Origin of the sequence: Arenibacter latericius DSM 15913 (genome assembly GCF_000424985.1) — a bacterium.
Lineage (GTDB): Bacteria > Bacteroidota > Bacteroidia > Flavobacteriales > Flavobacteriaceae > Arenibacter > Arenibacter latericius.
Genome location: NZ_KE384288.1, coordinates 48,407 through 73,714, shown reverse-complemented (window position 1 = coordinate 73,714; position 25,308 = coordinate 48,407). Strand labels below are relative to the sequence as shown.

At 36.8% G+C, this 25,308-nt stretch carries 17 protein-coding genes; 4 read left to right on the top strand and 13 right to left on the bottom strand.

The genetic code is table 11. The features are described from left to right. The 8 genes from H344_RS21605 to H344_RS0118475 form a co-directional block, all read right to left on the bottom strand. A partial coding sequence (locus tag H344_RS21605) for a transposase (protein ID WP_026811631.1) occupies positions 1–232 on the bottom strand: 232 nt, incomplete at its 3' end. A 95-nt stretch (positions 233–327) separates the two neighbouring features. Then, on the bottom strand, positions 328–2,181 hold the full coding sequence (locus tag H344_RS0118505; RefSeq protein WP_026811630.1) for a SusD/RagB family nutrient-binding outer membrane lipoprotein: 1,854 nt from the start codon (positions 2,179–2,181) through the stop codon (positions 328–330). 25 nt (positions 2,182–2,206) lie between these two features. Beyond that, positions 2,207–5,590: a SusC/RagA family TonB-linked outer membrane protein gene (locus H344_RS20795; protein WP_051254397.1), complete on the bottom strand. Its 3,384-nt coding sequence runs from the start codon at positions 5,588–5,590 to the stop codon at positions 2,207–2,209. Positions 5,591–6,061: 471 nt separating this feature from the next. Then, positions 6,062–8,002 (bottom strand): SusD/RagB family nutrient-binding outer membrane lipoprotein, encoded by a 1,941-nt coding sequence (locus tag H344_RS0118495; RefSeq protein WP_316929571.1) that lies wholly within the window; start codon positions 8,000–8,002, stop codon positions 6,062–6,064. Positions 8,003–8,014: 12 nt separating this feature from the next. Further along, positions 8,015–11,137 (bottom strand): SusC/RagA family TonB-linked outer membrane protein, encoded by a 3,123-nt coding sequence (locus H344_RS0118490; RefSeq protein ID WP_026811628.1) that lies wholly within the window; start codon positions 11,135–11,137, stop codon positions 8,015–8,017. A 582-nt stretch (positions 11,138–11,719) separates the two neighbouring features. Beyond that, complete coding sequence (locus H344_RS0118485; protein WP_026811627.1) at positions 11,720–13,972, bottom strand: GH92 family glycosyl hydrolase; 2,253 nt, start codon at positions 13,970–13,972, stop codon at positions 11,720–11,722. Between the two features lie 62 nt (positions 13,973–14,034). Next, on the bottom strand, positions 14,035–16,362 hold the full coding sequence (locus tag H344_RS0118480) for a beta-N-acetylhexosaminidase (protein WP_026811626.1): 2,328 nt from the start codon (positions 16,360–16,362) through the stop codon (positions 14,035–14,037). A 26-nt stretch (positions 16,363–16,388) separates the two neighbouring features. After that, the gene (locus tag H344_RS0118475; RefSeq protein WP_026811625.1) at positions 16,389–17,459 is read right to left on the bottom strand and encodes a carbohydrate-binding family 9-like protein; all 1,071 of its coding nucleotides are present in this window, start codon (positions 17,457–17,459) and stop codon (positions 16,389–16,391) included. Between the two features lie 251 nt (positions 17,460–17,710). Between H344_RS0118475 and H344_RS0118470 the strand changes: the two genes are divergently transcribed. Both H344_RS0118470 and H344_RS0118465 read left to right on the top strand, forming a co-directional pair. Further along, the gene (locus H344_RS0118470; RefSeq protein ID WP_026811624.1) at positions 17,711–18,799 is read left to right on the top strand and encodes a sensor histidine kinase; all 1,089 of its coding nucleotides are present in this window, start codon (positions 17,711–17,713) and stop codon (positions 18,797–18,799) included. After that, positions 18,796–19,512, top strand: coding sequence for a LytR/AlgR family response regulator transcription factor (locus tag H344_RS0118465; protein ID WP_026811623.1), 717 nt, complete (start codon positions 18,796–18,798; stop codon positions 19,510–19,512). The genes H344_RS0118470 and H344_RS0118465 overlap by 4 nt, the downstream gene beginning before the upstream one ends. Before the next feature lie 86 nt (positions 19,513–19,598). Here the strand turns inward: H344_RS0118465 and H344_RS0118460 are convergent, their stop codons facing one another. The 5 genes from H344_RS0118460 to H344_RS0118440 all read right to left on the bottom strand — a co-directional run bounded on the left by H344_RS0118460 (position 19,599) and on the right by H344_RS0118440 (position 23,384). Then, positions 19,599–19,874, bottom strand: a complete 276-nt coding sequence (locus H344_RS0118460; protein ID WP_026811622.1) for an ATP-dependent Clp protease adaptor ClpS — start codon at positions 19,872–19,874, stop codon at positions 19,599–19,601. A 21-nt stretch (positions 19,875–19,895) separates the two neighbouring features. Beyond that, a complete protein-coding gene (gene prmA / locus H344_RS0118455) occupies positions 19,896–20,732 on the bottom strand; it encodes a 50S ribosomal protein L11 methyltransferase (protein ID WP_026811621.1) in 837 nt (278 codons plus the stop codon). 168 nt (positions 20,733–20,900) lie between these two features. Continuing rightward, positions 20,901–21,650: a triose-phosphate isomerase gene (gene tpiA, locus H344_RS0118450; protein WP_026811620.1), complete on the bottom strand. Its 750-nt coding sequence runs from the start codon at positions 21,648–21,650 to the stop codon at positions 20,901–20,903. A 63-nt stretch (positions 21,651–21,713) separates the two neighbouring features. Beyond that, on the bottom strand, positions 21,714–22,811 hold the full coding sequence (locus tag H344_RS0118445; RefSeq protein WP_026811619.1) for a BT_3928 family protein: 1,098 nt from the start codon (positions 22,809–22,811) through the stop codon (positions 21,714–21,716). Positions 22,812–22,838: 27 nt separating this feature from the next. Next, the gene (locus H344_RS0118440) at positions 22,839–23,384 is read right to left on the bottom strand and encodes a DUF1599 domain-containing protein (protein ID WP_026811618.1); all 546 of its coding nucleotides are present in this window, start codon (positions 23,382–23,384) and stop codon (positions 22,839–22,841) included. 109 nt (positions 23,385–23,493) lie between these two features. Between H344_RS0118440 and folP the strand changes: the two genes are divergently transcribed. After that, positions 23,494–24,327, top strand: a complete 834-nt coding sequence (gene folP / locus H344_RS0118435; protein ID WP_026811617.1) for a dihydropteroate synthase — start codon at positions 23,494–23,496, stop codon at positions 24,325–24,327. 124 nt (positions 24,328–24,451) lie between these two features. Next, the gene (locus H344_RS0118430) at positions 24,452–25,237 is read left to right on the top strand and encodes a diadenylate cyclase (protein ID WP_026811616.1); all 786 of its coding nucleotides are present in this window, start codon (positions 24,452–24,454) and stop codon (positions 25,235–25,237) included. Positions 25,238–25,308 lie beyond the last annotated feature (71 nt).

Sequence of the window (25,308 nt, the reverse complement as noted above, 5' to 3'; positions counted from 1 at the left end):
ATCCCTGCATCAGCATAAATACGCGTTGCTTTAAAAGTTTCTCTATCGTATGGGTGACTAAGATGGGATTGCGACTATCTGGAATAAATTGACTGAAATACCTGATTAACTTGTGTTCCCGCTCTATTTTCTCCAGTAAAACCAGAGAACCATCAGAACTTATTTCTTCTGCAGAAAAATCTACGGAAATTGATTTTTTACCTCGGTAGAAAACTGTATTTTTAGTACTCAAAATTGGGTGATTTTAGTGTTAGTAAAGATGCCTGTAAGCTCTTTAAATATAACACTTTACACCCAATTTTACTATATACCCATGAATTATCCGGGTTAATTTTTTGGTCCTTCTCCGTAATTTGGATTATTAATATCGAACCAAAGTCTTTCTGTATTTAAAATGTTTGGATCATTAGTTCCAGTGGTAAATCCTTGATCTTCGATTGCTTTCTTTACATTCGCAAAATTAACATTGTCTTCTGTAGGAGCACCAATTTCAAAACGTCTTGGAATAGTTAGTGGAGTTCCTGCTGAAAGTATTGGCTCCCATGCCAAAATTGAGCTTCCTTTCATTGGAACACCTGACCGCCTTACCGTAGTATAGGTATCATTGGGAGTGATTGCAAAATTTACATATTGTTGAATATATACTTTTTCTAATCCATCAGTAGAAAGATCATAATCTGGCAAAGACAGTAATTCTGAAATTTCATTAGCCTTTAATTTAGTAGATGCCATTTCCGCCATAGATTCATCTTGGTAAACAGGATCGCTTTCGTAATAGAAGGTATCTGAATTTTTAGCTAGAATATCCATCCGCTGAATCGATAATTCTACACCGCGATTAAAATAATCTTGGGCACTTCCTGGAATATTAGCACCTAATAATTTAAACTCCGCCAGATATAGATTTGTTTCTGCTGAAGATCCTAAAATCACTTCAAGTGGTGGATGGTTGCCAATTTTCTGAATTAACCGGCCACCAGGTTTTGTGGGGTAGGTAAAATCGAATCCAGTACGTGTATTTTTTTCAGCGAAAGAAGAGGTTGAAGTATAGTTCTTTTCAACTCCATTTAAGCTAATTCTATTCCTTGATGCCTGCTTAAAATAATCATCAAAGGCTCCGTCTTGCTGCTTATCTGGAGAAACTGGAGCTCCATGATATCTTACCCATGGTTCTCCTGGACCAGACCAACTTTCAAAATTGCCACTTCCATCAAATACAACGTATTGCTCTACGTAACTCGGAAGTGGTTTTCCGGCATCAATAAAGGCTTGTACCACTTCTGCGTTAAAGTCATTTTTATCAAATATAAATCGTACTCTCGGATCCTTGTTATCCCTTAGGAACTCAACTAGATTTAATCCACCTGTACCAGGTTGAGTACCATTACCTGTTCCTCGGTAATTAATTCCTCTTTTATAAATAAAATCTTCCTCCAACGCATTCATAAACCCAGCGGATGAATTAGTCACTTCTTGGGCAATACTTAATGCCTTGCTTCTATCCGCATTTATTAATCTTGCAGCAATCCTTAGCTTTAACAGATTGCAGAATTTTGCCCATTTGCCATAGTCACCATTATAAATAATATCTTGTGATCCGAGGTTAAATTGATCAGCTGCGGTTAAATTATCTATAGCACCATCTAATTCATTTAGCCAAGTATCAAATAAAAGTGCTTGTTGGTCGTAAATAGGAGTAATTAGGGGTGGTGAAGTGTATGGCGCCAAGCCAGCTTCGGTATACACCATTGATCCTGTAAAATCTGTTTGGGTAAGTGCAGTTGCCACTTGCGCGGCATAAGTAATGCCTACTATTGCACGCATTGTAGATTTTTCATCTTCGGGTAATGCGTCTATTTTTGCCCTAATATCCTTGGCATTTGGAATTATCCCATAAACATTTTGAGACCCTCCTTGAGCTGCCATTTCCACAAAAGTCTCTGGATTACCAACCCCAGTTCCTGTGATCTGACTCCATGGATATACGTAATCAAAATTTGTATAGAACCAATTTGTATAATCGTTGGTGTACATATTATTGATAACCTGAGCAGTAGAATACCTTAGATCCGGTTCAGATAGGGTAGATGGATCACTGTTTAACTCGGCAAATTCATCTTTATCACATCCAGTGAAAATCACTGCCAAGAGAATTAAAATAATTTTATATGATTCTTTCATTTTTATAGTTATTTATTATTAAAAGTCAATAGCAATAGAAAAGGTGTAACTTGCCATATAAGGGAAATGAACGTTCTCGGAACGAATCCGAACTAGTTGTTCCCCTAAAACTTTCTGGATTGATATTGTTGGGTAAAGAGTTGTATAAATAGGCTACGTTTCTGGCATTTATCCCTAAATAAACATTCCTTGCACCCATCTTACTTGCTGCCATTTTTGGTAAATTATACCCAAGAGATATATTTCTAAGAGCAATATATTTCACCTCTGCAAACCAGTCATCATTAACAACACCATTCCCCCAAGAGTTTAATCGATAGTTATAATAACTTGCATGGGTTGGTTCCACATGGCCTGCATCAAATGCTTCTTGATACGTCATACCACCGACGTCTACTGTTGAGCCATTTGGAGCAGTGACAGTTTGTCCTTCGGCAAATACTCCATCGGGAATAATACCATCACTAAATTGAGTCCCTTGAATATCATTATAGCCAGAAGTCCAAGTTATACCACCATGTTCAGGGTCCCTACCTCGCAGGGATCTTTCAGTATATCCATAAGCGGTTCCATATCTACTAGAGTAAGATGCCATATGTCCTCCATATCTTGCATCCAATAATATGGACATATTAAAGTTCCCAATATTAAACTCATTGCTCCAAGACCCCTCAAAATCTGGCTGCACTTTACCCACTTCTTCCGGTTCTCCACTTCTTTCAAAATAGGCACCTCTTCTAGAATCTACCCAAATTAACTGGTTCTTTCCATTGTTAGGATGATTGGGATCAGATGACTCAAATTTTTTAGGAGCACTATCGGAATACAACACACCATATTCACCTCCTTCAAAAGCTACAGATCCCACCCGAAAGTTACCATATGAAATATCTCCTCCTAATCTCTTATATTCTCCAAAGTCTGGATGTACCTTATCAATTTTAGTGGTATTGTTCCAGTAATTAAAAGTAGTATACCAACTAAAATTGTTTGATTTAATTGGTGTTCCTGTTACGGATAATTCAAGACCTGTATTAGTTAAAGTGCCAATATTTGTAAGAAGATTGTTATAACCCGACTCACTAGGAAGGGGTACATTCCCTATTTGTTCGGAAATCGTTTCATCATAATAGGCAATATCTATACCTAGTCTATTATTAAAAAATCGGACATCAGCACCAATCTCATAAGAATCTTTTAGTTCGGGTTTAATACTTCTATCCACCAACGTAGTGTTCACTGAATTAGTATAGATAAAATTACCACCGTTATCTATACTGCCCTGACCATACCCTCTGTTAATAGTATATGGACTGGTATCCGAACCTACCTGAGCCCAAGAGGCTCGTAATTTTCCAAAGGTAAACCAATCTGATTTCCCAGTTGCCTCACTAAAAATCCAAGAACCGGATACGGAAGGGTAGAAGTAAGAATTATTTCCTGTGCCATCTGTATAAACTAAGGCTGAAGACCAGTCATTACGACCGGTAATATCTAAATATAATTGTTCTTTATAGGATAAGTTAGCTAAGAAATATGCAGAATTAAGTTGTTTAGTGTCCGAAACACCTCCAGAACCCTTTTGTGTCCTAATAGAATTACCCAAGTAAAATCTACCAGGAACAATTAGCCCACCATCGGTCCAACCACTTGTGTACGACTGCTCATGTGACCAAATTTCACCTCCAAGCAATAAGCCTGCCGATAGATCTGGACTAATATCCTTATTGAAATTAAAAGTTAATTTACCCGTTTTGCTAACATCTTTGTTATGTCTTAATTCGTAAGATCCACCTTCATTGGCGAAACCACCACCCAAGTTTTTTGCTTCAAACTCCGTGGTGAAGTGATTCATATTTCCTTCCGCCGTAATCGTTAACCAGTCGGTTACATCAGCTGCTAGGGTAACAATAGGCCTTACAACTGTTTCTTTATTGTAGTTATTGTTATTTTCATAAGCAAACCACAGACCTCTATTGGGGACATCAGTAAAATCATCTCCATAATTTGCATTGGGAACACCTCCATGGGATGCTTGCCAATATTTGTTTTGCTTATATTTTGTTGTATTATAAGTCCTTTCAAAAGTACCATCAAAAAATCCTTGGGAAATATCATTCCGAGGGTTATGTGAAGTTGAATTTGTGAAAGATACCGAGGCACTTGCTCGCAACCAAGGAGCCAAATTATAAGCCCCCCTGAAAAGCAGTGAATTTCTTTTAAAAGAGTTATTCGGCAAGGTACCTGTTCTATCATTATATGAGTCAGAAAGGTAGAAATTTCCTTTTTCATTACCTCCGCTTAATGACACTGAAGTATTGGTATTAACACCCGTACTATAAGCATCTAACATATTATTTTTTTGGGCTACATATGGAATCATTGTTCCGTCATAATCCTCTATAAGCCTACCATCAAATTTAGGCCCATAACCAAGACCACCCCCTGCATGGTTGCGTAGAGATGGAACACCATTAGCATTATAATAAAACTGTTGTGTATCCCAATTATAATAATTGTTATCACCATCTTGCTCTCCATAATTTACATAACCTGCCAAAGTACCAGGTCCGTACTCATTCTGTAAGTCAGGTCCTTTATATGCAATATCAAAGCCCACTGATTGCCGCACAGAAACCCCAATACCTTTGGTTCCAGATCCATCCTTGGTAGTAATTAATACCACCCCGTTTATACCTCTAGAACCATATAGAGCTGTAGCCGCCGCTCCTTTAAGTATGGAAATAGTTTTATAATCATCTGGATTAAGGTTTTTAAGCATATTTCCATAATCATTAGACGAACTGCTCCAATCCGCACTTGCACCAGATGTACCATTTTCCAAAATAACACCGTCTATGACAAAAATAGGTTGGTTATTGCTGGAATTTAATGTTGACACACCACGTATTTGAATTTTGGAATTACCAAACAATCCCCCATCTGAAGAACCAATACTAACTCCAGGAGCTTTACCTTGTAAAGATTGAACAGGGTTAACGACATTGATTCTTGCCAATTCTTCTCCTTGAACTTCCGTCATAGCGTATCCAAGAGCTTTGGTCTCTCTTCTAATACCCAAGGCCGTAACCACTACTTCGCCCAATTGCTCGGCATCTTCAGATAGCGTTATATTAATTACAGATTTTCCGTCTACTACTATCTCTTTAGTTGTAAACCCTAAAGATGAGAATACTAAAGTTGCACCACCAGGCACATCAATGGAATAGTTTCCATCAAAATCAGTGGAGGTACCATTTGTGGTACCTTTTTCTACCACATTTACCCCTGGGAGGGGAACACCTAAATCATCAGTTACCATACCAGTAACAGGAATGTTTTGCGCCACGATCACCTGAATTAGAAGAAATGCGAAAAACATTAAGGAATAATGAAGTCTTTTGTTCATACTAATTTGTATTTAAGTAGTTAACCCGAGCTATTCACTCTATTCAACTGTTAATTTATTCTTAATAAATTAATCATTTCACGTGGCACCACGAGTTAATACCCTAATATCTATGCTCAACTACAAAAAACATCGATAAAATACCTTTTTTTTATTAACACTTTATTAATAAAAATCAGAGGTTGATTAAGGGTTAATTATTCGAAATAAGATTGGAATGTTGCAATACAATCTGGCAATTTATAACAGCAGGTAATTTAGTTTAGGAGCATATAAAATATGGAAGATCTTATTATATGTCAAATTCCACGCAAAGGGTTTGAAGTAGACGACAATATATAATTACCACAAGGAAGGTAGCCAATAGTAATGAAGCTATATCAGCAATAGATTAGATTTAGCTGAGTGTACTTGGGAATATAAAAAAAGGCCATCCTTTCGGACGGCCTTTTTATTAAAAGTGTTCAATTATTAGTTTTGCTTTGCCCACCACAGCGGGGTAAACACATCGTCTGGACCACCTAAGTGGCTCACAGCCTGCTGGTAACCATCAGGAACGTTGTTTTCCAGACTAGAAGGATATTTCAAACGCTGAGGAAAGAAATTCACACTATTAGTCATGTAGTTTGCCTCAGTTATAGCAGATAAATTTGGTAATGCATTTTCTATAGCTGGGTTATCAAAGAATGGAAGACCTAATCTTCTATGATCATTCCAAGTCTCCAATGGCAACCAAGGTGTTTGTGCTATGAATTTCTGGGTAATAATCTTAGTCAACAAGTCATTCTTAACACTACCTCCTTGATAAATGGTATTATCAGGATAATCAAAGGTAGTTACACCAGGAGCTCCAGTATATCCATCAACATAGGTCATAGTCTCTGAACCAGGCTCAACAGTATGATTCCAATTTACAGAAGTACCAGCTCTATTGTAGTCTTGAGAAGCTATGTACGCACCTAAGTGCTGAGAAACATTCCAATACGCAAAGCTTTCTGCGATTCCAGCCTCATAAGCAACTTGTCCAGATACTGGAGTGCTCCAACCTCTTACAGCAGCTTCTGCAAGTAAGAATTGAGTTTCCCAAGCACCAAAGAAAATACGCTCTGAGGTTCCGTTTCTAAACTTATTAGCTAAGCGAGGTTGTGCACCACCCCAGCCTCTAAGCTCATTCTTTCCTCCTTTATCTCCCCAGCTACCTAATGCAAAAGCATTCCAAGTAAAGGCAGCTTCAATATCTATATCATCTGTCTCACCGTTGTCATCAGTATCTTTATCTCCAATAATTAAGCTTCTCTCTGTAATTGAAGTGAAGTTTGAGTCCCAAGAAGGATACCTATTCATCTCTGGATTATCAAAATACCCAGGAATTATAAATGCCTCATATGCTCTTGGATCGATTGTTTCATGTAAACCATCAAACCAAAATCCTGCAGATGGATCATTAGTTAAGGTAGTAAAATGATCGTCAAATTTAAGCCCCATATAACCTGCTGGCTTAATATGTGAGTGTAAATCCGCTGGTAATTGGTCAGCAGAAGAGACCCCTCCCAAACCAATCATTAAGTTATTCATAGTAGAAGACAACCACTGGTGATTCCACTCTCTAGTCATTACACCTGTTAAATCGTCCCAACCGCCTTTCTCAGCTACTTTAAAGTTATCATCGTTAGTAGCGATAAACACGCTACCTGCCGCTGCGTCTTCAAACTCGCTTTGCGCTTTAGATGGATTCGCTTCAGATATACGCATAGCCAAACGCATTCTCATTGAGTTAGCATACTTTTGCCATTTAGCAAAATTATACCCGTAAGCAGGATCTAATTTACTCACGTTATCTGGAACTGAAATATCCGTATCCAATTCGGCAACAGCATCTTTAAGTTCATCTAACATATAAGAATACACTTCTTCTACACTGTTAAAATCTGGGTTCACCCCTTGAAAACCATTTATAGGCATTGGTCCAAAGTTATCAGACATTTCGCTCATTAAATAGGCTCTCCAAATTCTAGCAACCTGCTTTAAGTTATTTGTATACTCCTTTACAGTGCCTGCTTCAATTTGCTCATCGGCAACCTGAATAGCGGTATAGGTATGTTTCAACCAACTTGAGATAGAGTTGTAATAATCACCGGACCAACCGTCATTATAAGAACCTACTGGCAATGTGTTGGTCATATCTTGCCTTCCTGCTGCCTTCCAGTATAATACAAATGCTCTTTCAGCAACGTGAGGATTCTGCTGTGCACCAACAATGGAATTATTAATAAAGTATTCTACTTGTACCTGCTCTGCTGTTGCAGCGGTAGGACTTTGGTTTATTTCCTCAAAGTCCGAGCAGGAAATAACTGAGACTGCCATTGCGCATAGCAATCCAAGTTTTATAGTTACATTCTTCATTTTTGTCATTTTTTATATTTTTTAGAAACTAATTGCTAAGTTCAAAAATACCGATCTAGAGGTAGGAGAGGTTAAATTCTCGAATCCTACTGCGTTAGAACTGGTAGCGTAAACTGATTCTGGATCCACTCCATTTAATTTACTATGAATCATCCAAACGTTATTTACGGATACTCCAATTTTTGCATTTTGTACAGACATACTATCTAACCATTTGGACGGTAAGTTGTAATCTAACTGTACATTTCTTAAACGAATATTGGTTGCATCAAAAATATTAGCTTCAGTAATCCCTAAGTTACCCGATCTATCACTAACAGTGGTCCAATAATCTTGAGGAGAAACAGGTGTAGTATTAGCAACGTAACCACCATTTCCATCTTCAACAACTCCATCAAAAACGATATCAGCTCTTTCACCGTTTACTACAGTAGCAGCCCCGGTTCCACTTCTACCTATAGCAAGGTTAGTTCCAGAGAATATTTCTCCACCAAGTCTCGCATCTACTAAAAAGCTTAAACCAAAGTTTTTGTATCTAAAGTTGTTAGTCCAACCAATTAGTGCATCAGGCTGTTGGTTACCCAATTTAAACCTACCATCAGCTGCTAAAGGAATACCTGCTCCATCCACAACAATTTTATTGTAATCAGGACTAGAGGTATCCTCTACTCTACGATATTTTGTACCGTATATTTCTCCATACATTTCTCCAGCAACTGCAAGTATGGAAACGTTATCAAAACCGCCTAAGCCGTATTGAGAAACCTCATCTGTTAATTCAACTACAGTGTTTTCGTTCTTAGAATAGTTTAAAGACATATCCCAGTTAAATCCATTTGGATTATCAAATAACCTAGCATTTACCATTAATTCTATCCCTTCATTTTGAATATCACCTGCATTAGCCTTAACTGAGTTATATCCACTTAAAGGGTTTAATGGCAAGTTAATTAACTGGCGAGTAGCGTTAGATTTGTAGTAAGCAAAATCGAAACTAAGTCTGTTTTGGAAAAAACGAGCTTCAAACCCTAATTCATTAGACTTAATTAACTCACTTTTCACATCTGGGTTAAACAAGGTTCCACCACTACCAGCAACAGTATTTCCGTTTGGATCTTTATTGACGTTATAAGTGTTATATAACTGATATGGAGAAAGGTCGTTACCTACCTGAGCATGAGAAGCTCTTACCTTAACATAGGTAAGCCATTCTGGAACATTACCTCCATTATTCTGAATCATATCAGAAATTACGAGAGACGTACTAATAGAAGGGTAAAAGAATGATCTATTCTCTTTACTTAAAGTAGAAGACCAATCATTACGGCCCGTTACATCTATAAAGAAATATCCATCATAGTTTAACTGCATGGTTCCATAAAGAGAGTTTATTTTTTTCTTACTGAACCCCTGACTAACATTAGCCTTATCTTTTCCGTTATTTAAAGAAAATAGGTTTGGAACTTCTAATTCTCCTGCATTAGCACCTAGACTACTATTTTCTTGAGCCATTAAGTTACCTCCTAAAGTAACGGCTCCACCAAATTTCCCAAATAGATTATCTTTCGATGCGGTTAATAGGGCACTATAGTTACTTTCTACAAAAGTTTCTTTACCCATAGAGTATCGCCCTGTAGTCCCAAGTGGACTTCCAGCGTAAAGCTTAGACTCGGTATTAGTAGTATATAAGTCAGCTCCTGCTCTAACTTCAGCAGTTAACCAATCTGTAATTTCGTTCTTAATAGATCCACTTAGTAAAAATCGGTCTCTAGAATCGGTATTAAGGTTGTTATTAGATGCCCAATATGGGTTAATTCCATTTCCACCTGGCTGATACCATATCATATTCCCAAATTCATCGCTACTATTTTTCAGCTCGGTAATATCTAAAGATCTTGGCAACAAATACATAGTACCAAAAACGTTAGAATTATTTACACCACTTACCGGTCTATTTTGCGCAGTAGTTTTCATGTACTGTACCTTTACATCTGTAGACCAATTCTTATTCTCTCCAAAATAAGAAACCGCACGAGTTAGTAAGTTCAACCTATCTAATTCAGCTCCTGGAATCTTACTGTCATCACTAAAGTAAGTTGCTGAAGTATATAAGGAAGTTGCCTCACTTACTTGCTGCTGAAAAGCAAGACTATGATTTACACTAAATCCAGTTTTAATATAGTTATCTAAATTATTGTAAGCTCTTAAGTTAGTTTGCTCACCATCCCAATTCTGTACAGACTGTCCAGCAATTTTAGGACCCCAGCTAGAACCTGACCTAGGGTCGTGGATACCATCATTACCTTGTCCAAATTCATTTTGCAATTCAGGAGACATAAAAATAGTTTCGAAACCTGTTGTAACAGAATAGGTAATTCCTAATCCTTTTTGCGCTTTACCTGTTTTTGTAGTAATTAAAATAACACCGTTACCAGCTCTAGAACCGTATAAAGCAGCAGCAGATGCTCCTTTTAACACAGACATGCTTTCAATGTTATCTGGGTTAAGGTCACCAAGACCATTCCCCATATCAGCTGCAGGATTCCAAAAATCGTTGTTATTAGATCCTGTAAAGTTATCCATAGGAACCCCATCAACAACAATTAAAGGTTGGTTATCTCCAGTTAAAGAGTTATTACCTCTTAAAACAATTTTAGATGAACTTGCAGGTCCGTTACTTCCTTTTACTACCTGTAAACCTGCTACCTTACCAGAAAGCGCATTAGTAACGTTAGACTCACGTGATTCAACAATATCACCACCTTTAATTTCCTGTAATGCGTATCCTAAGGATTTTCTCTCCCTTTTAATACCTAAAGCAGTTACAACTACTTCACCTAACTGCTCGGCATCTTCTGATAATGATACGTTTATTGTTGATTGTCCACCAACTGCAATTTCTTTAGTTGTAAAACCTAAAGAAGAAAATACTAATGTAGCGGTACTAGGAACATTGATACTGAAATTTCCATCAAAATCGGTGGAAGTACCATTAGTAGTACCCTTTTGCACCACATTTACCCCTGGTAAAGGGGCACCTAGATCATCGGTAACAATACCTGTTACCGGATTGCCCTGCGCCATTATTCCCTGAACACAGAGAAATGCGAAAAGCAATAAAAAGTAATGAAATTTCTTACTCATACTTCTGAAATTTAAATTAGTTAATAAGTTGTTAATTACACTATAAAACTTGTATTAATCGGACAAAGGAAAAAACTAATTCGACCAACAACAATGCCCACTTGCTCAAGGACAATTTTTCGCAATCGTTTTCGCAAAAAGCAATTAACAATTTAATAACGCAAAAGCAAAAAATGTACCGTCAATTAGACAAAAACTATCAATACAAATCAGTTATTTTTCTTATAGCCGACCGACAGCAAACTTAACAACAAGATTGTAATTAAAAAAAGGAATTTCTATATCTTTTAATCTGTCACTAATAGCACCATAATTGGAGTATAGGTAACATAATTCACAAGAAGATTCAGTCTTAAAAAATAGCCAACCACCTCAACGTCAGATTACAATATAATTCGCCCATTAAAAAAGACGTCCGCCTAAATGGAATAGGTTGAAAAATATTTACCCCTCAAATTCCCCCTAACGGACAGAAAAAGAAAAGGAAAGAAAAAAAGCTGAACAAAAACGTTATTGTTCAGCTATCCTAGTTAAAGTTAATCTATTAATACTTTGGTACTAACTATTTAGAATCAAACCTATTTATTTGCTTTCTAACTCCTCTTCCTCTAATAGGAATTCTATTTTCCTAGCATTCACTAATTCCTGATGATTAATAAAATAAGACGAATGAGGCACACCCTTCACCGTAATATCCTTAATAAACCTATTTTCAGAAGAAGCATTAGAAGTAATCACCAATTTCTCCTGACCGTAATATTTAGGATCTAGGTGTATGGTTACCTTATTAAATTTGGGGGCCGTAATAGCGTAACTGGTATTAGCTGGACTCACCGGATAAATCCCCATCATAGAAAATACCGCCCAGGCAGACATAGTCCCAGTATCATCATTCCCTGGTAACCCGTCGGGACTATTATTAAAATAGGTATTTAGTAATTCGGCAACTGTTTCTTGAGTACGCCTCTCTTCTCCCTTTACATAATTAAAAAGATAAGGATAGGCTATGTCTGGCTCATTAGCCATGTCAAACTGCCCTTTATCAAAAACATCCTGCAACCTATTAACAAAAGGCTTTTCTCCTCCCATTAGTTTCATTAACCCTTTTACGTCATGTGTCACCATAAAGGTATACTGCCAGGCATTCCCTTCTATAAAACCTAAATTCATCTCAAAGTTAGCACCTGTTTCAGGGCTATATGGTGTTAACCAACTACCATCATCATTTTTGGGACGCAATAGATTAATCTCTTTATCTAATAAGTTCCTATAGGATACAGAACGTTTTGAAAAGCGTTTATAATCCTTCTTTTTTCCAAGGGCCTGAGCTAATTGCGCTATAGCATAATCAGAAATATTATACTCTTGGGTAGTAGAAACAGACCCACTATTTGTGGTTTTAGTTGTTAAATATCCTTTTTCCAAATAATCCTTTAAACCAGGTCGGAGTGGATTGTTTTCTAGTTGATCTGCACTTTTTACCATTGCACTATATGCCTTCTCCACATCAAAATCCGTTATCCCTTTTAGGTAGGTATCTGCAATTATAATACCTGCAGGATCTCCCACCATGGTAGTAGTCTCCGTAGCATTTAACTCCCACTTAGGCAACCATCCACTTTCATCATAAATTTGCAACATACTCTTTATCATATCCGATTGCTGATCTGGATACACTAAACTCATTAACTGATGTAGGTTACGATACGTATCCCATAACGAAAATACCGTATACCGGGTATCTTCGGTTTTTAAGGTTTCCCTAGTTTTCATTTTGGGGTACTCCCCATTATAATCATTCAACGTATTAGGATGTATCAACGTATGATACAAAGCCGTATAAAAGTTTATTTTATCGTCCTTTGTACCCCCTTCAACCTCTATTTTAGATAAGTGTTTATTCCATTTAGATTGAGCCTCCTCTAAAATCTGATCAAAGGTTCTAGTACTGGTTTCTTTTTCTAAATTCTCCCGTGCATTCTCGATACTCACATAAGACACTCCAATTTTCATCTCCACTTCTGTTGGGACTTTAAAATTGTAACGCATATACGCCCCTATACTATCTCCCATCACCTCTTTGGTATACCCCTTCATTATCCTGGACTCTCCATTATACCACATCCATTCTGCTTCTGCCCCCTTATAAGTAGTAGGTTTTTTCCATACGCCAAATTCAGCAGCAGGTTCAGAGAAACGAGCAACAAAATATACAGGATAAGCTTCTTCTGGCTTGTAATAACAAAAAGAACCTACACTCCGTACTCCTTCAATTTCCGTAGGAGATACTACCTTTACGGAAGCCCCCTGCTCATTGGTAAGCCCTAGTCCTAGGTTTATTAGTATGTTAGCATCTCCTTCTGGAAAAGCGTATTTACTCACTCCAACTCTTGTTGTTGCGGTTGCCTCCACGCCTATCCCGTACTTATCCATTTTACTTGAATAATACCCAACTTTAGCCTTTTCTTGAGAGTAGGGAGAACCATATTTTAAATGATCTACCTCTAAATCTCCTGTTGTGGGCATGGCCAAAATAACACCGAGATCTGGGCAACCTACCCCACTTAAATTAACATGACTAAATCCAGTGAGGAAAGTATTCTCATGCACATAGGGAGTAGATAACCACCTACTATCTTTTTCTAAGGGTAAGTTTTGTGGCCCTGCTACATTAAAGGGAGATACACTTACCATCCCTCTCATTGCTATAGGGCCGGGGTTAGTAGTTCCATAATTAGAGGTTCCTATAAATGGATTCACGTAATCAACTGGCTGATCTTGTGAAAATAGTTGAGTTGAAAATAAGACAACCCATAAAAGAATTTTATACTGCATTACTTAAATATGATTTTTAATAAATGGCTTTGAGCCAAATTTTATTTTTTTTCGAAACTCAATTACTGAACGATAATTTCATCTATAAACATCCATGATCCACCACCGGTAGGAGGCGTACCCAAATTGATGGCCTCTACCTTTATAAATCTAGTGGTTTGCTTATTAAGGTCGATGACAAATTCTTTTAGTTCGGATTTAATGTTTGCAGCAAAATCCCGTTTTAAAGTTCCTTCTTTTTTATAGGTTTTACCATCATCGGACAGATAGACATTTATTTCAATAGGAAAGTAGATTCCGGATCCTTGATTTTCTAATGACCCAACTATGATTTCCTCGATTTCTGTTGGCGTTTCCATATCAATTACCAACTCCATATTATCACCTAACCAGCCTTGCCATTGTCCGTCGTGAAAGTTTTTAGAACCACGTACCACATTCACCATTCCAATTTCTTTTGCCCCTTGGTAGTTATCATGGTATTTATTTAAGTAGGTTACCGGTTTTCCGGCTGCTTTATGAAAATTGATTATTTTCTCTAATTGCACCCCTACAGGCTCATCATCTTTAAAAACTTGTGCTTTTATTTCGGTAGTTTCATCTATTACGATAGGACTTTTATACTGCTGAGAATTTGCAGTAATATCATTTCCATCTAAAGAATAACGGATATCCGCATTAGGAAATTCATTTTTAAGAGTGATGGAAAGCGAGCCATTTTCAGGATCCACTGAAACATCCGTAGTAACCTGGTAGGCACTTTTAGCATAATTGACTTTCATAACATCATACCTTTTAAACAAAGCGTCTATCCTAGAAGAAAAGTCGGCCCAATCTTTATTTTCCTTAGTAGTCCAAACCGATTCAGCAAGAGCAGCCAAACGAGGGTAGGTCATATATTGTGCTTGGGCTACGGTAGGAACAAATTCTGTCCATAAATTTGCTTGACCCCCTAAAACGTGATTTGCCTGCTCTGCTGTCATTCCCTCTACCACGGGATCAAACTCATACACCTTACTCAAAGGAGTATATCCTCCCCATGCCATAGGCTCCACATCTTGGTTACCCTGGTAATAATCAAAATACGAATGTGACGTTGGGGACATTACCACATCATGCCCGGCTTCTGAGGCTTCTAACCCTCCTTTAAATCCACGCCAGCTCATTACGGTTGCTCCTGGTGCAAGTCCACCTTCTAATATTTCATCCCATCCAATTAGGGTTCTTCCTTTAGAGCTTATAAAACGCTCCATTCTTTTTATAAAGTAACTTTGTAGTTCCTCTACATTAGCCAAGCCTTCTTCTTTTACCCTTCTACTACAATCTGGACATTTTTCCCAATTGGTTTTCGTCGCTTCGTCTCCCCCAACATGAATATATTGTGAGGGGAACAACTCCATTACCTCTACCAATACATTTTCCAAAAACTCGAAGGTAGACTCTTTACCCGCGCAATAAATTTCTGTTATTGGCCAAACACCTCCTGAAGGCACCATAATAGGATTCTGAAAACAAGATAATTCTGGGTAGGCAGCAATAGCACTCATAACATGGGCAGGCATCTCTATTTCCGGCACCACATTAATTCCTCTACTAGTAGCGTATGCCACAATCTCTTTAATTTCCTCCTGGGTATAAAATCCACCATAGGTAGCTTCTTCACCCAATTCTGGAGTTAGCCTAGCATCCCAATGCTTGTCTTCTTGATCTACCCTAAATCCACCTACTTCCGTAAGTTTTGGATATTTTTTGATTTCAATCCTCCACCCCTGATCATCAACTAAATGCAGGTGAAGGGTATTCATTTTTAATAGCGCTAATTGATCTATTGTAGACAAGATGTATTCCTTATCGAAGAAATGTCTAGAAACATCCATCATAAATCCACGCCATTTGAAACGAGGACTGTCTGAAATTTTAACGGTAGGAACATCCCATTTTGCATCGGCAACAACATCAACACTTTCTATAGCTACAGGAAGTAATTGTCTTAGGGTTTCCAAGCCATATAAAAAACCCGAGGTTCCATTTGCGGTTATTTCAATTTTCTCATCTTCGATTACAACATTATGAGCCTCATCTTCCAGATTCTCGTCCAGTATCAACTCTATATAGTTATTAGTTGGTGCAGTATTAACAACCTCCATGCTCCACCCCGCTGCTTTATTAAATTTATCAAGAAGCACATCTGTCACCTCGGCATATTCTGAAGGCACCACAAACTTGGTGTCTTTATTAAACCGGAACGCCCCCTCTCTAAATTCTATTTTCTCCGGTTGAGGAATAATTTTAACATCACTTTCCTTAAAAACAGTTTTTCCTTCTTCACTACAACCAGTAATAGCAAAAAGCATTACTAAGCTCAGCCAAACTCCCACACACTTATTCATTCTACTTTTATTTAATATTTATTACTTTACTTTTTATCTTCAAAACTCTGAAACTGTCCATCTTCCTTAACCAATAGAATCTTACCAGTAAATGGACTCTTAACCCAAATATTATAACCTGATTTATGTTTTTCTATAGTAGGTTTTAGAACACTTCCAAAAATCTTCTTAGGTTGTGCAATTCTCCTCTCAGCATCCTTATCCTTGTGCAATACTGCTCTGTGCAACGAATACAAATGCCACTTAATGTAATCGTCTTTAGGAATGGTAAACTCGTCCTTACCACCTACTGGTTCAGATGAAAAATAAACATACCCCCAATACTCAGGTTCATGCATATTTATTACCCACTGCGGAGACCACACCCAATTATATTCTGGCAGGTAATTGCCATTATCATCTTTTTTTCTTGAATAGCGACCATCGGTTAAGTCAAAATCCCAGTTCACTCTAGAAAAATTAAGTCGCCAAAAGTCATTCTCCGGTATTTTTCCATCTTTAGAAGCCTCGGTAATTACACTCCAAGGAAGCGCAATCTCCACGGACCAACCTTCATCCGTATCAGAAGAATCGTTAAGAGTTCCTCTAATATCTACGGCCGACTTAACTCCCTGAATATCCCAACTATCTATTACCTTATTTCCATTATTACGGTAGGGTTTGGTAAGGAAAAGGTCCCATACAGTATTATGGGCGTTCATTTCAAACTCATAATAATTATGAGTATCCCCTTCAGCGTCAATGAAAATTTCAAAATCATTGTTATAAAAAATAACGGTGTCACGCTGCTTTAAGGTAGCCCAAACATGAGGCTCCTCCATTTCGGCCAAAACATACAGATAGTCCTTATCCCACAACATTTTCATTCGCGTTCTATAGGTAGGAGTAACCTCCCCTTCTATATCAATATAATCCTCCGACCAAGGCGCCAATTTCCATGCCTTCTCATCCATTTTGCCATCTATCACCATTGGCTCATTAGTCTTATGCGCAATATAACTTCTGGGTACATTCTGAGCATTTGTCGCAAAAAGCCCGGAGAACGCAAATACAACCAACACTCCCCATCTACCTGTATTTTTCACAAAATTCATCATTGTATAAATTATTATTTCCCTTATTACTAAAACAACAAAAATATGGCCTTTCCTTCTTATAAATAAAGGCTGAATTCCCTAATTTTTGCTAAATTTCGCGGATTTTCAGGTCTAAACCTTATCGATAGCGATAATTAACAAGATATATTAGAATCGATTTGAAATATTTGACAATTTTTAATCCATCTTAAAGTAAATTAGACCAATAACTGCTCATTAAGGCTTAACGTATAATACAAGGACTATAACCTATGTCATTAAATGATCATTTAGATCAATTACTCAATAATAAAAAGTCTAATGACTACACTATCACTTACAAGCAACATATTGTATTTTGGTTAGTGTATTTTACCTTTAACACCCTTCGCTGGACTAGCCTACATAACGATTTTATATACTCCCTTAAAACCAACCTACTAGGATTCCCCATTCACATGGCCTTGGCTTATTTTAACGTATATTACTTAATGCCCAAATTGATTTTCACCAAAAAATATATCCTTTATACATTAGTCTTATTGGCATCCCTGTTTATTATGCTTTTGGTAAAATACAATCTTACTTATTATTTAGTAAGCACCAATGTATGGCCTGAAGGTCCCGAAAATATAGAAGGGCTTACTTTAAATTATGCCATTACCTCTATGCTAGGGGAACTCTATGTAATTGCTTTTGTCACTGCAATAAAAGTCACCGTAGATTGGCTCAATGAAAGCAATAAACTCCATGAATTGGAAAAAAGACAGTTAACCACAGAATTAAAATTTTTAAAATCTCAGGTCTCCCCACATTTTTTCTTTAATACACTTAACAATATCTATGCATTAAGCTTGGAAAAATCTGATAAGGCGCCCCAGATTATTTTAAAACTGTCTGACCTAATGCGATATTTGCTTTATGGCACCAAAAAGAAGCATCAGGAGCTAAGCAAAGAATTGGAATGCATCCAAAACTATGTGGATTTGGAACGGATTCGTTTTGATGAATCACTATCTATTGACCTAAATATTTCTGGAGATCTAAGGAATAAAACTATAGCTCCGATGCTTTTGATACCTTTGGTAGAAAACTGCTTTAAGCACGGGGCAAATAAAAATATTGGCAAGATGCTCATTTTTATAGATATTAGCATCGAAGGCCCTTATTTAAATTTTAAAGCCACTAATACTATTCCTCAAGACAATCAACACACTCCCGTTGTGATTAACGAAGGAGGAATTGGTCTCGCCAACGTAAAAAAGCGATTAGAATTGGGGTATGATCAAAAAGATTACCACCTTTCTATATATGAGAAAGACCAAACGTTTAATGTTATTCTTAAATTAAAGGTACAATGAGTTATAAGGTAGCGATAATTGACGACGAACCACTAGCCATAAAAGTAATAAAGAACTATGTAGAACAGATTAAGGAACTAAAGCTAGTAGCCACCTTTACAAACGCCGTTGAAGCCTCCTCTTTCTTTCAAAAAGACGAGGTAGACATTGTATTCCTGGATATTAATATGCCAGTAATGAGTGGTTTAGACCTATTAAGCATCATTAATTCCAATGCCATGGTGGTTATTACTACCGCTCATGAACATTATGCCTTAGAGAGTTACGAGCTACAAGCCATAGATTATTTAGTAAAACCCATCCCCTTTCCACGATTCCTAAAATCGGTAAACAGAATCATCTCTCTTATAGAAGGAGTTAAAAAACCAGACACGCCTACCACAGTAGAAAATCCTAGCATTTTCGTAAAAGTGGATAAGAAAAAATTACAAAAGGTCTTTTTAGATGAAATTTTAGTAATTGAGAGCCTGAAGGACTACATCCGAATTATTACACACACAAATAAACATATTATCCATAGCACGCTCACTAGTTTTACGGAAGACCTTCCCCAAGATAAGTTTTTAAGAATTCACAGATCATACACTATTGCCATTGACAAAATAGATACTATTGAAGGTAATAGTATAGAGATTAATGGAACAAGATACACCATTGGCAGATCTTATATAAACGAGGTGAAAAGCAAAATTTTAGAAGACAATATTATATAACACCACAAAATGAGGTTTAAACTTCTATCCTCATTAAAATCACCTATTTCAAATAATTTACCCCTAGTTTCGGCATCTAAGATCGCCTAGATTATTTCAGCACTTAATCCCGCTTGTAAAAGCAAGGTACACCTTGGCTCCAAATCTTTATACGCTCCTGTTTTAACAGTGCATTTCCCATTAAAATGTACAATTAGGGCACATTGTTCAGCTTGTTCTGGTGTATGGTCACATACATCCATTAGGGTATCAATAACATGATCAAAAGTATTGACATCATCATTAAACAATACAATCTCATTCTGATTAGCAGTCTCTTCTTCTAAAAGTAATTCCTCCGAGACTTTTTCCTTGGTACTCATAGAATCAATTTTCATTACTATCTAAAATACATATTTTACCGCAACCCATTTGTTCTTTTCCAAATTATTTTCGAATTTCAGTCCAACCTCCTCACATTTTTCTGTGATTTTAGGGATATCTTCTACATAAAATCCACTTAAGAACAAAATACCGCCTTTTGTAAGACATTTTACATAGGCAGGAATATCCTCTAAAAGAATGTTTCTATTAATATTAGCAATGATTATATCGTATTTCTGATCTACCAACAAATCAGCTGTACCTTCATAAACATTAATGTGACTACAATTGTTTCGCTCCACATTTTCCATGGCATTTAGGTAGCACCAATTATCAATATCAATAGCATCTATAGTTTCTGCTCCCTTCATAGCAGCTAATATTGCTAACACTCCGGTTCCGCTTCCCATATCCAAAACAGATTTACCCTTAAAATCGTGCTTTAAGATATGTTGCATCATCATATAGGTAGTTTCGTGATGTCCAGTTCCAAAACTCATTTTAGGCTCAATAACAATATCGTAGGCTACATTTGGCTTTTCATGAAAAGGAGCACGAACCACACATTGATCTTCAACCTGAATTGGATTAAAATTCTGTTCCCAAGTAGCATTCCAGTTTTCCTGTTCTATTTCCACATAATGGTATTCAATAGCGAACAAGCTATTTTCTAGAATAGGTAAGTCTTTTAGGATTTCTGAATTCCAATCTTCCTTATTAATATAAGCTTGCACCCCGTCATCGGTCTCTACAAAACTTTCGAAACCTCGCTCACCTAATTCGGCAATCAAAATATCCGATGCGGGTTGTACGGGTGTTACCGTAAAATTGTACTCTATATAAACGGAATTAGACATGGTAGTAGATTAAATAATTTGAATTATTGAAAAGATCTGGGATTAACTAAAGGACAAAAATTAGGGTGTACAAAGGTAATATTCGTCCAGCTAAAGCAAATTTTATAGCGTGCTTACACTGCTCATAAACTTTATCTGTAGCTGAACGAATCTTCCTATATAAGGTAATTATATTGCGTTAATAATCGCTACAAAATCTTCTGCTACTAAAGAAGCACCTCCTATTAACCCTCCATCCACATCTGGTTTAGAGAAAATCTCTTCTGCATTATTTGGTTTAACACTTCCTCCATAAAGAATGGAAACCTTATTCGCTACCTCCGCATTAACAGCTTCGGTAATAGCCTTTCTGATAAAAGCGTGCATCTCTTGTGCTTGCTCGGGAGAAGCAGTCTCACCAGTTCCTATTGCCCATACTGGTTCATAAGCCAATATAATTTTACTCCAATCAGAAGCATCTAAATCAAACAATGCATTTTTCAACTGATTTTCTACAACCGCAAAATGATTATCAGATTTTCTATCGGCCAACTCTTCACCAAAGCAGAACATTACTCTCATATTCTTAGCTAAGGCAGCTTTCACCTTTTTTGCAAGAATTTCATCGGTTTCTCCAAAAAAGGCTCTTCTTTCAGAATGTCCAATAATTACAGTATCTACCCCAATTCCTAATAACATATCGCCAGAAATCTCACCAGTATAGGCACCACTTTCTGCAAAGTGCATATTCTGCGCAATTACTTGAATTGAAGATGATTTTAAAGCGCTTTTAGCAGCGGTTAGATTCACGTATGTGGGTGCTACCATTACCTCAGCATTAGTCTCTGGCATTTTTGCTGAAAGTTGAGTCAACAACGTTTCAGTTTCTGCCAAATTCTTATTCATTTTCCAATTTCCAGCTACAATTTTACTTCTCATATTATTATAATTATATTCTTGTTCAATTTAATTTATTGGTACTTAGTTACAACCGTACACAAACTATTCAAGTTTAAGTTTCTTTATATCCTTATAATGAACCTTCTCTGTAATTGTACCTTTTTCTAGGACTAAGACCCCAGGGTTAGATCTAACTATGGTTTTCAATGTAGTTTCATCGGTGAAATAAAAATCGAACCCCAATTTATAATCCTTTTTAATACCCTCTGTATATTCCGGTCCCGAAGCAGACATTCCAATTACTTTATAGCCATTTTTAATAGCCTTTTCCGAAAGACTTTTAATATCGCCAAATACATTGAGGTTACTTTTCCTTAAGTCATAAGCTATGATCATTACTAATTTTGGCTCTTGCAACAAGGAAGCTGCAAAATCTTCCCCCTCCTGCTCTATAGTAAAATCGTGAATTGGAGGCTCATACCCTTTCTGTACTTCCGTAGTTTCTACACCAATAAATTCTCCATCTACGCTAGGATAGTCTCCCTGGGTCACTACAATTTCCTCTTCTCCATTTACATTAAACTTCCAAGCATAATCAAAAATTGGCGAGGGTGCACCTTCAGGTATACTCATCCCCTCTTCTATATTAGCACCAATTTTATAGGGTCTAAAATCTATTGCCGGTAAATGGTTAAGCACATAATAGGCAAAGATAGCAGAAGCAAGCAAGGTAATCCCAACAATAAATCTTTTAGCTCCGTTATCTAAGATTGGTTTTATGGTTTTAATCCCCACAATCATAATTATGATCAGCACCAATAATATTACATCCTTAGTAAAAGACTCCCAAGGAGTAAGTTTAATAGCATCACCAAAACAACCACAATCTGTCACCTTATTAAAGTAAGCCGAATAAAAAGTTAGGAAAGTAAAAAATACAATCATGGCTAACAGACTCCAGATCGTAAATTTAATTCGGAACCCCACTAGAAGCATCACTCCCAGCAGCACTTCTAGGATAACTACAGCAATAGAAATTTCTAAGGCTATAGGCTCTAACATAGGAAGGTTTAATACCCCAGAGCTAAAATACTCCTCCAATTTAAAGGAGAATCCAACGGGATCATTCAGTTTTATAAATCCACTGATAATAAATAACAATCCTACAACAACACGACTAAATCCTACTAAATATTTCATATTAAGTTTTAAACAGCTTATCTAATATTATTGGTTATTGGAATCAAGAAGTATCATAGCGAATACTGCGTAATTTATCATATCTTGATAATTAGCGTCGATACCCTCACTCACCAATGTTTTTCCTTTATTGTCTTCTATTTGCTTTACTCTTAATAATTTTTGCAAAATTAGATCCGTTAAGGAACTCACCCTCATATCACGCCACGCTTCACCATAATCGTGATTTTTATTCTCCATTAATGTTTTGGCTACGGTAATATGCTCATCATAAAGAGCCACAGCTTCCTCGGTAGAAAGATCGGGTTGATCTACCACTCCTTTTTGCAATTGGATTAAGGCCATAACGGAATAATTTATTATCCCAATAAATTCTGATTGCTCATCCTCATCCACTTTGCGCACTTGGTTCTCCTGCAAGCTCCTAATGCGTTGTGCTTTAATATAAATTTGATCGGTAAGGGAAGGCAGTCTTAATATACGCCATGCACTCCCGTAATCGTGCATCTTTTTCTGGAATAGTGCCCTACATATTTCCACTACGGTATCGTATTGCTCGGAGGTTTTACGCATGTATTTAATCTAATTTGTGTAAATTTCGGCTAAATTTTTAAGGAAATCAAAAATCGCGGTTTTTTAGTTAACTTCCCAACCTTTTAAGCCCTTTTATCTCAATAAAAGCATGACAATTAATTGTAATGGAAATTTAGTAGATCTCAGTACTCCTAAAGTAATGGGTATCCTTAATGTTACTCCCGATTCATTTTACGACGGAGGTCAATATAAAAATGAGGGTGAAATATTAGCTCAAGTAGAGAAAATGTTGAATGACGGCGCTACTTTTATAGATGTAGGCGCCTATAGCAGTAGACCTGGAGCACAAGACATAAGCACAGAACAGGAGTGCCAACGCATCGTTCCCATTGTAAAGCTACTAAAACAAACCTTCCCAAATATTTTACTATCAATAGACACCTTTAGGAGTAAGGTTGCTAATGAATGTCTAAACGAAGGCGCCGCTCTAATAAATGATATATCGGCAGGTACATTAGATACAGAAATGATGACTACGGTGGCAGAACACCAAGTGCCCTATATAATGATGCATACTAAGGGGAACCCTAGAAACATGACTCAACTAACCGATTATCAAGATCTTCTAGGTGAAATCATGTATTATTTTTCCGAAAAAATCCACTTAGCAAGGCAAGCAGGTATTAATGATGTTATTATTGACCCAGGATTTGGATTTGCCAAAACATTAGAACAGAATTATGAAATTATGCATAAGATGGAATTGTTTCAACACTTTAACCTCCCCATTTTAACAGGGATAAGCAGGAAATCTATGATTTATAAACTCCTTAATACCACCCCTGCAGAAGCTCTAAATGGCAGCACTGCTCTTAATATGTATGCCCTTTCTAAGAAAAGCAACCTATTAAGAGTACATGATGTAAAAGAAGCCATGGAATGTATAACCATTTTTAATAGCATTAATGCCAATAGAAATTAAATTTCATTTAACCACACTTGCTACCCCCTAGCAAAGGCAAAAAGGTTATTTTAACATTTTTCAGGTATTTAATTTATGGTTCTCGCTTATTTCCTATTTTTACTCTTTACAAAAACCCCTTAAATTGGATTTTCTCAACTTTTTAGATTTTAACATTACCGATATATTAGACATCTTTCTGGTGGCTATATTACTGTATTATGTCTACAAACTAGTACGCAGAACGGTAGCGATTAATATTTTTATAGGGATTGTTATTGTTTGGGCGTTTTGGAAATTAACAGAAGTATTAGGCATGACCATGATTAGCAGCATGGTAGGAGGATTTATGCAAGTGGGACTTATTGCGCTTATAATTGTATTCCAACAAGAAATAAGAAAGTTTCTACTAATGGTAGGATCTACCAACCTTGCCTCTAAACGCAATTTTTTTAAACGTTTTAACTTTACACGAGAAGACGGCCTCTCTATAGGAACTAATGTAGACGCTATAATTAGCGCATGCGAGAAAATGAGCCAGACTAAAACGGGTGCACTTTTAGTAATAGAAAGAAATAATTCTTTAGATTTTGTAAAGTCTACTGGAGATAAAATGAACATTGAGATTACCCAGCCTATTATAGAAAGTATCTTTTTTAAAAATAGCCCCTTACACGATGGCGCTACGGTAATTCAAGACAATTATATTGTGGCTACCCGAGCAATTCTTCCCGTATCCAATGAACGTACCATTCCACTAAGGTTTGGCTTACGACATAGAGCAGCCGTTGGTATTACCGAGAAAACAGACGCATTAGCATTGGTCGTTAGTGAGGAAACCGGACTAACATCCTACATTAAGAATGGCGAATTCGTCTTATATAATGACTACAAAGAATTAGCTAGCATTATAAAGGAAGATCTTTTATAACGAGTATTAGAGGTTAAGTTCATCTTTTTATTAGGAACCAACAACTTTACCTTCCTCCCATAGGGAAACAA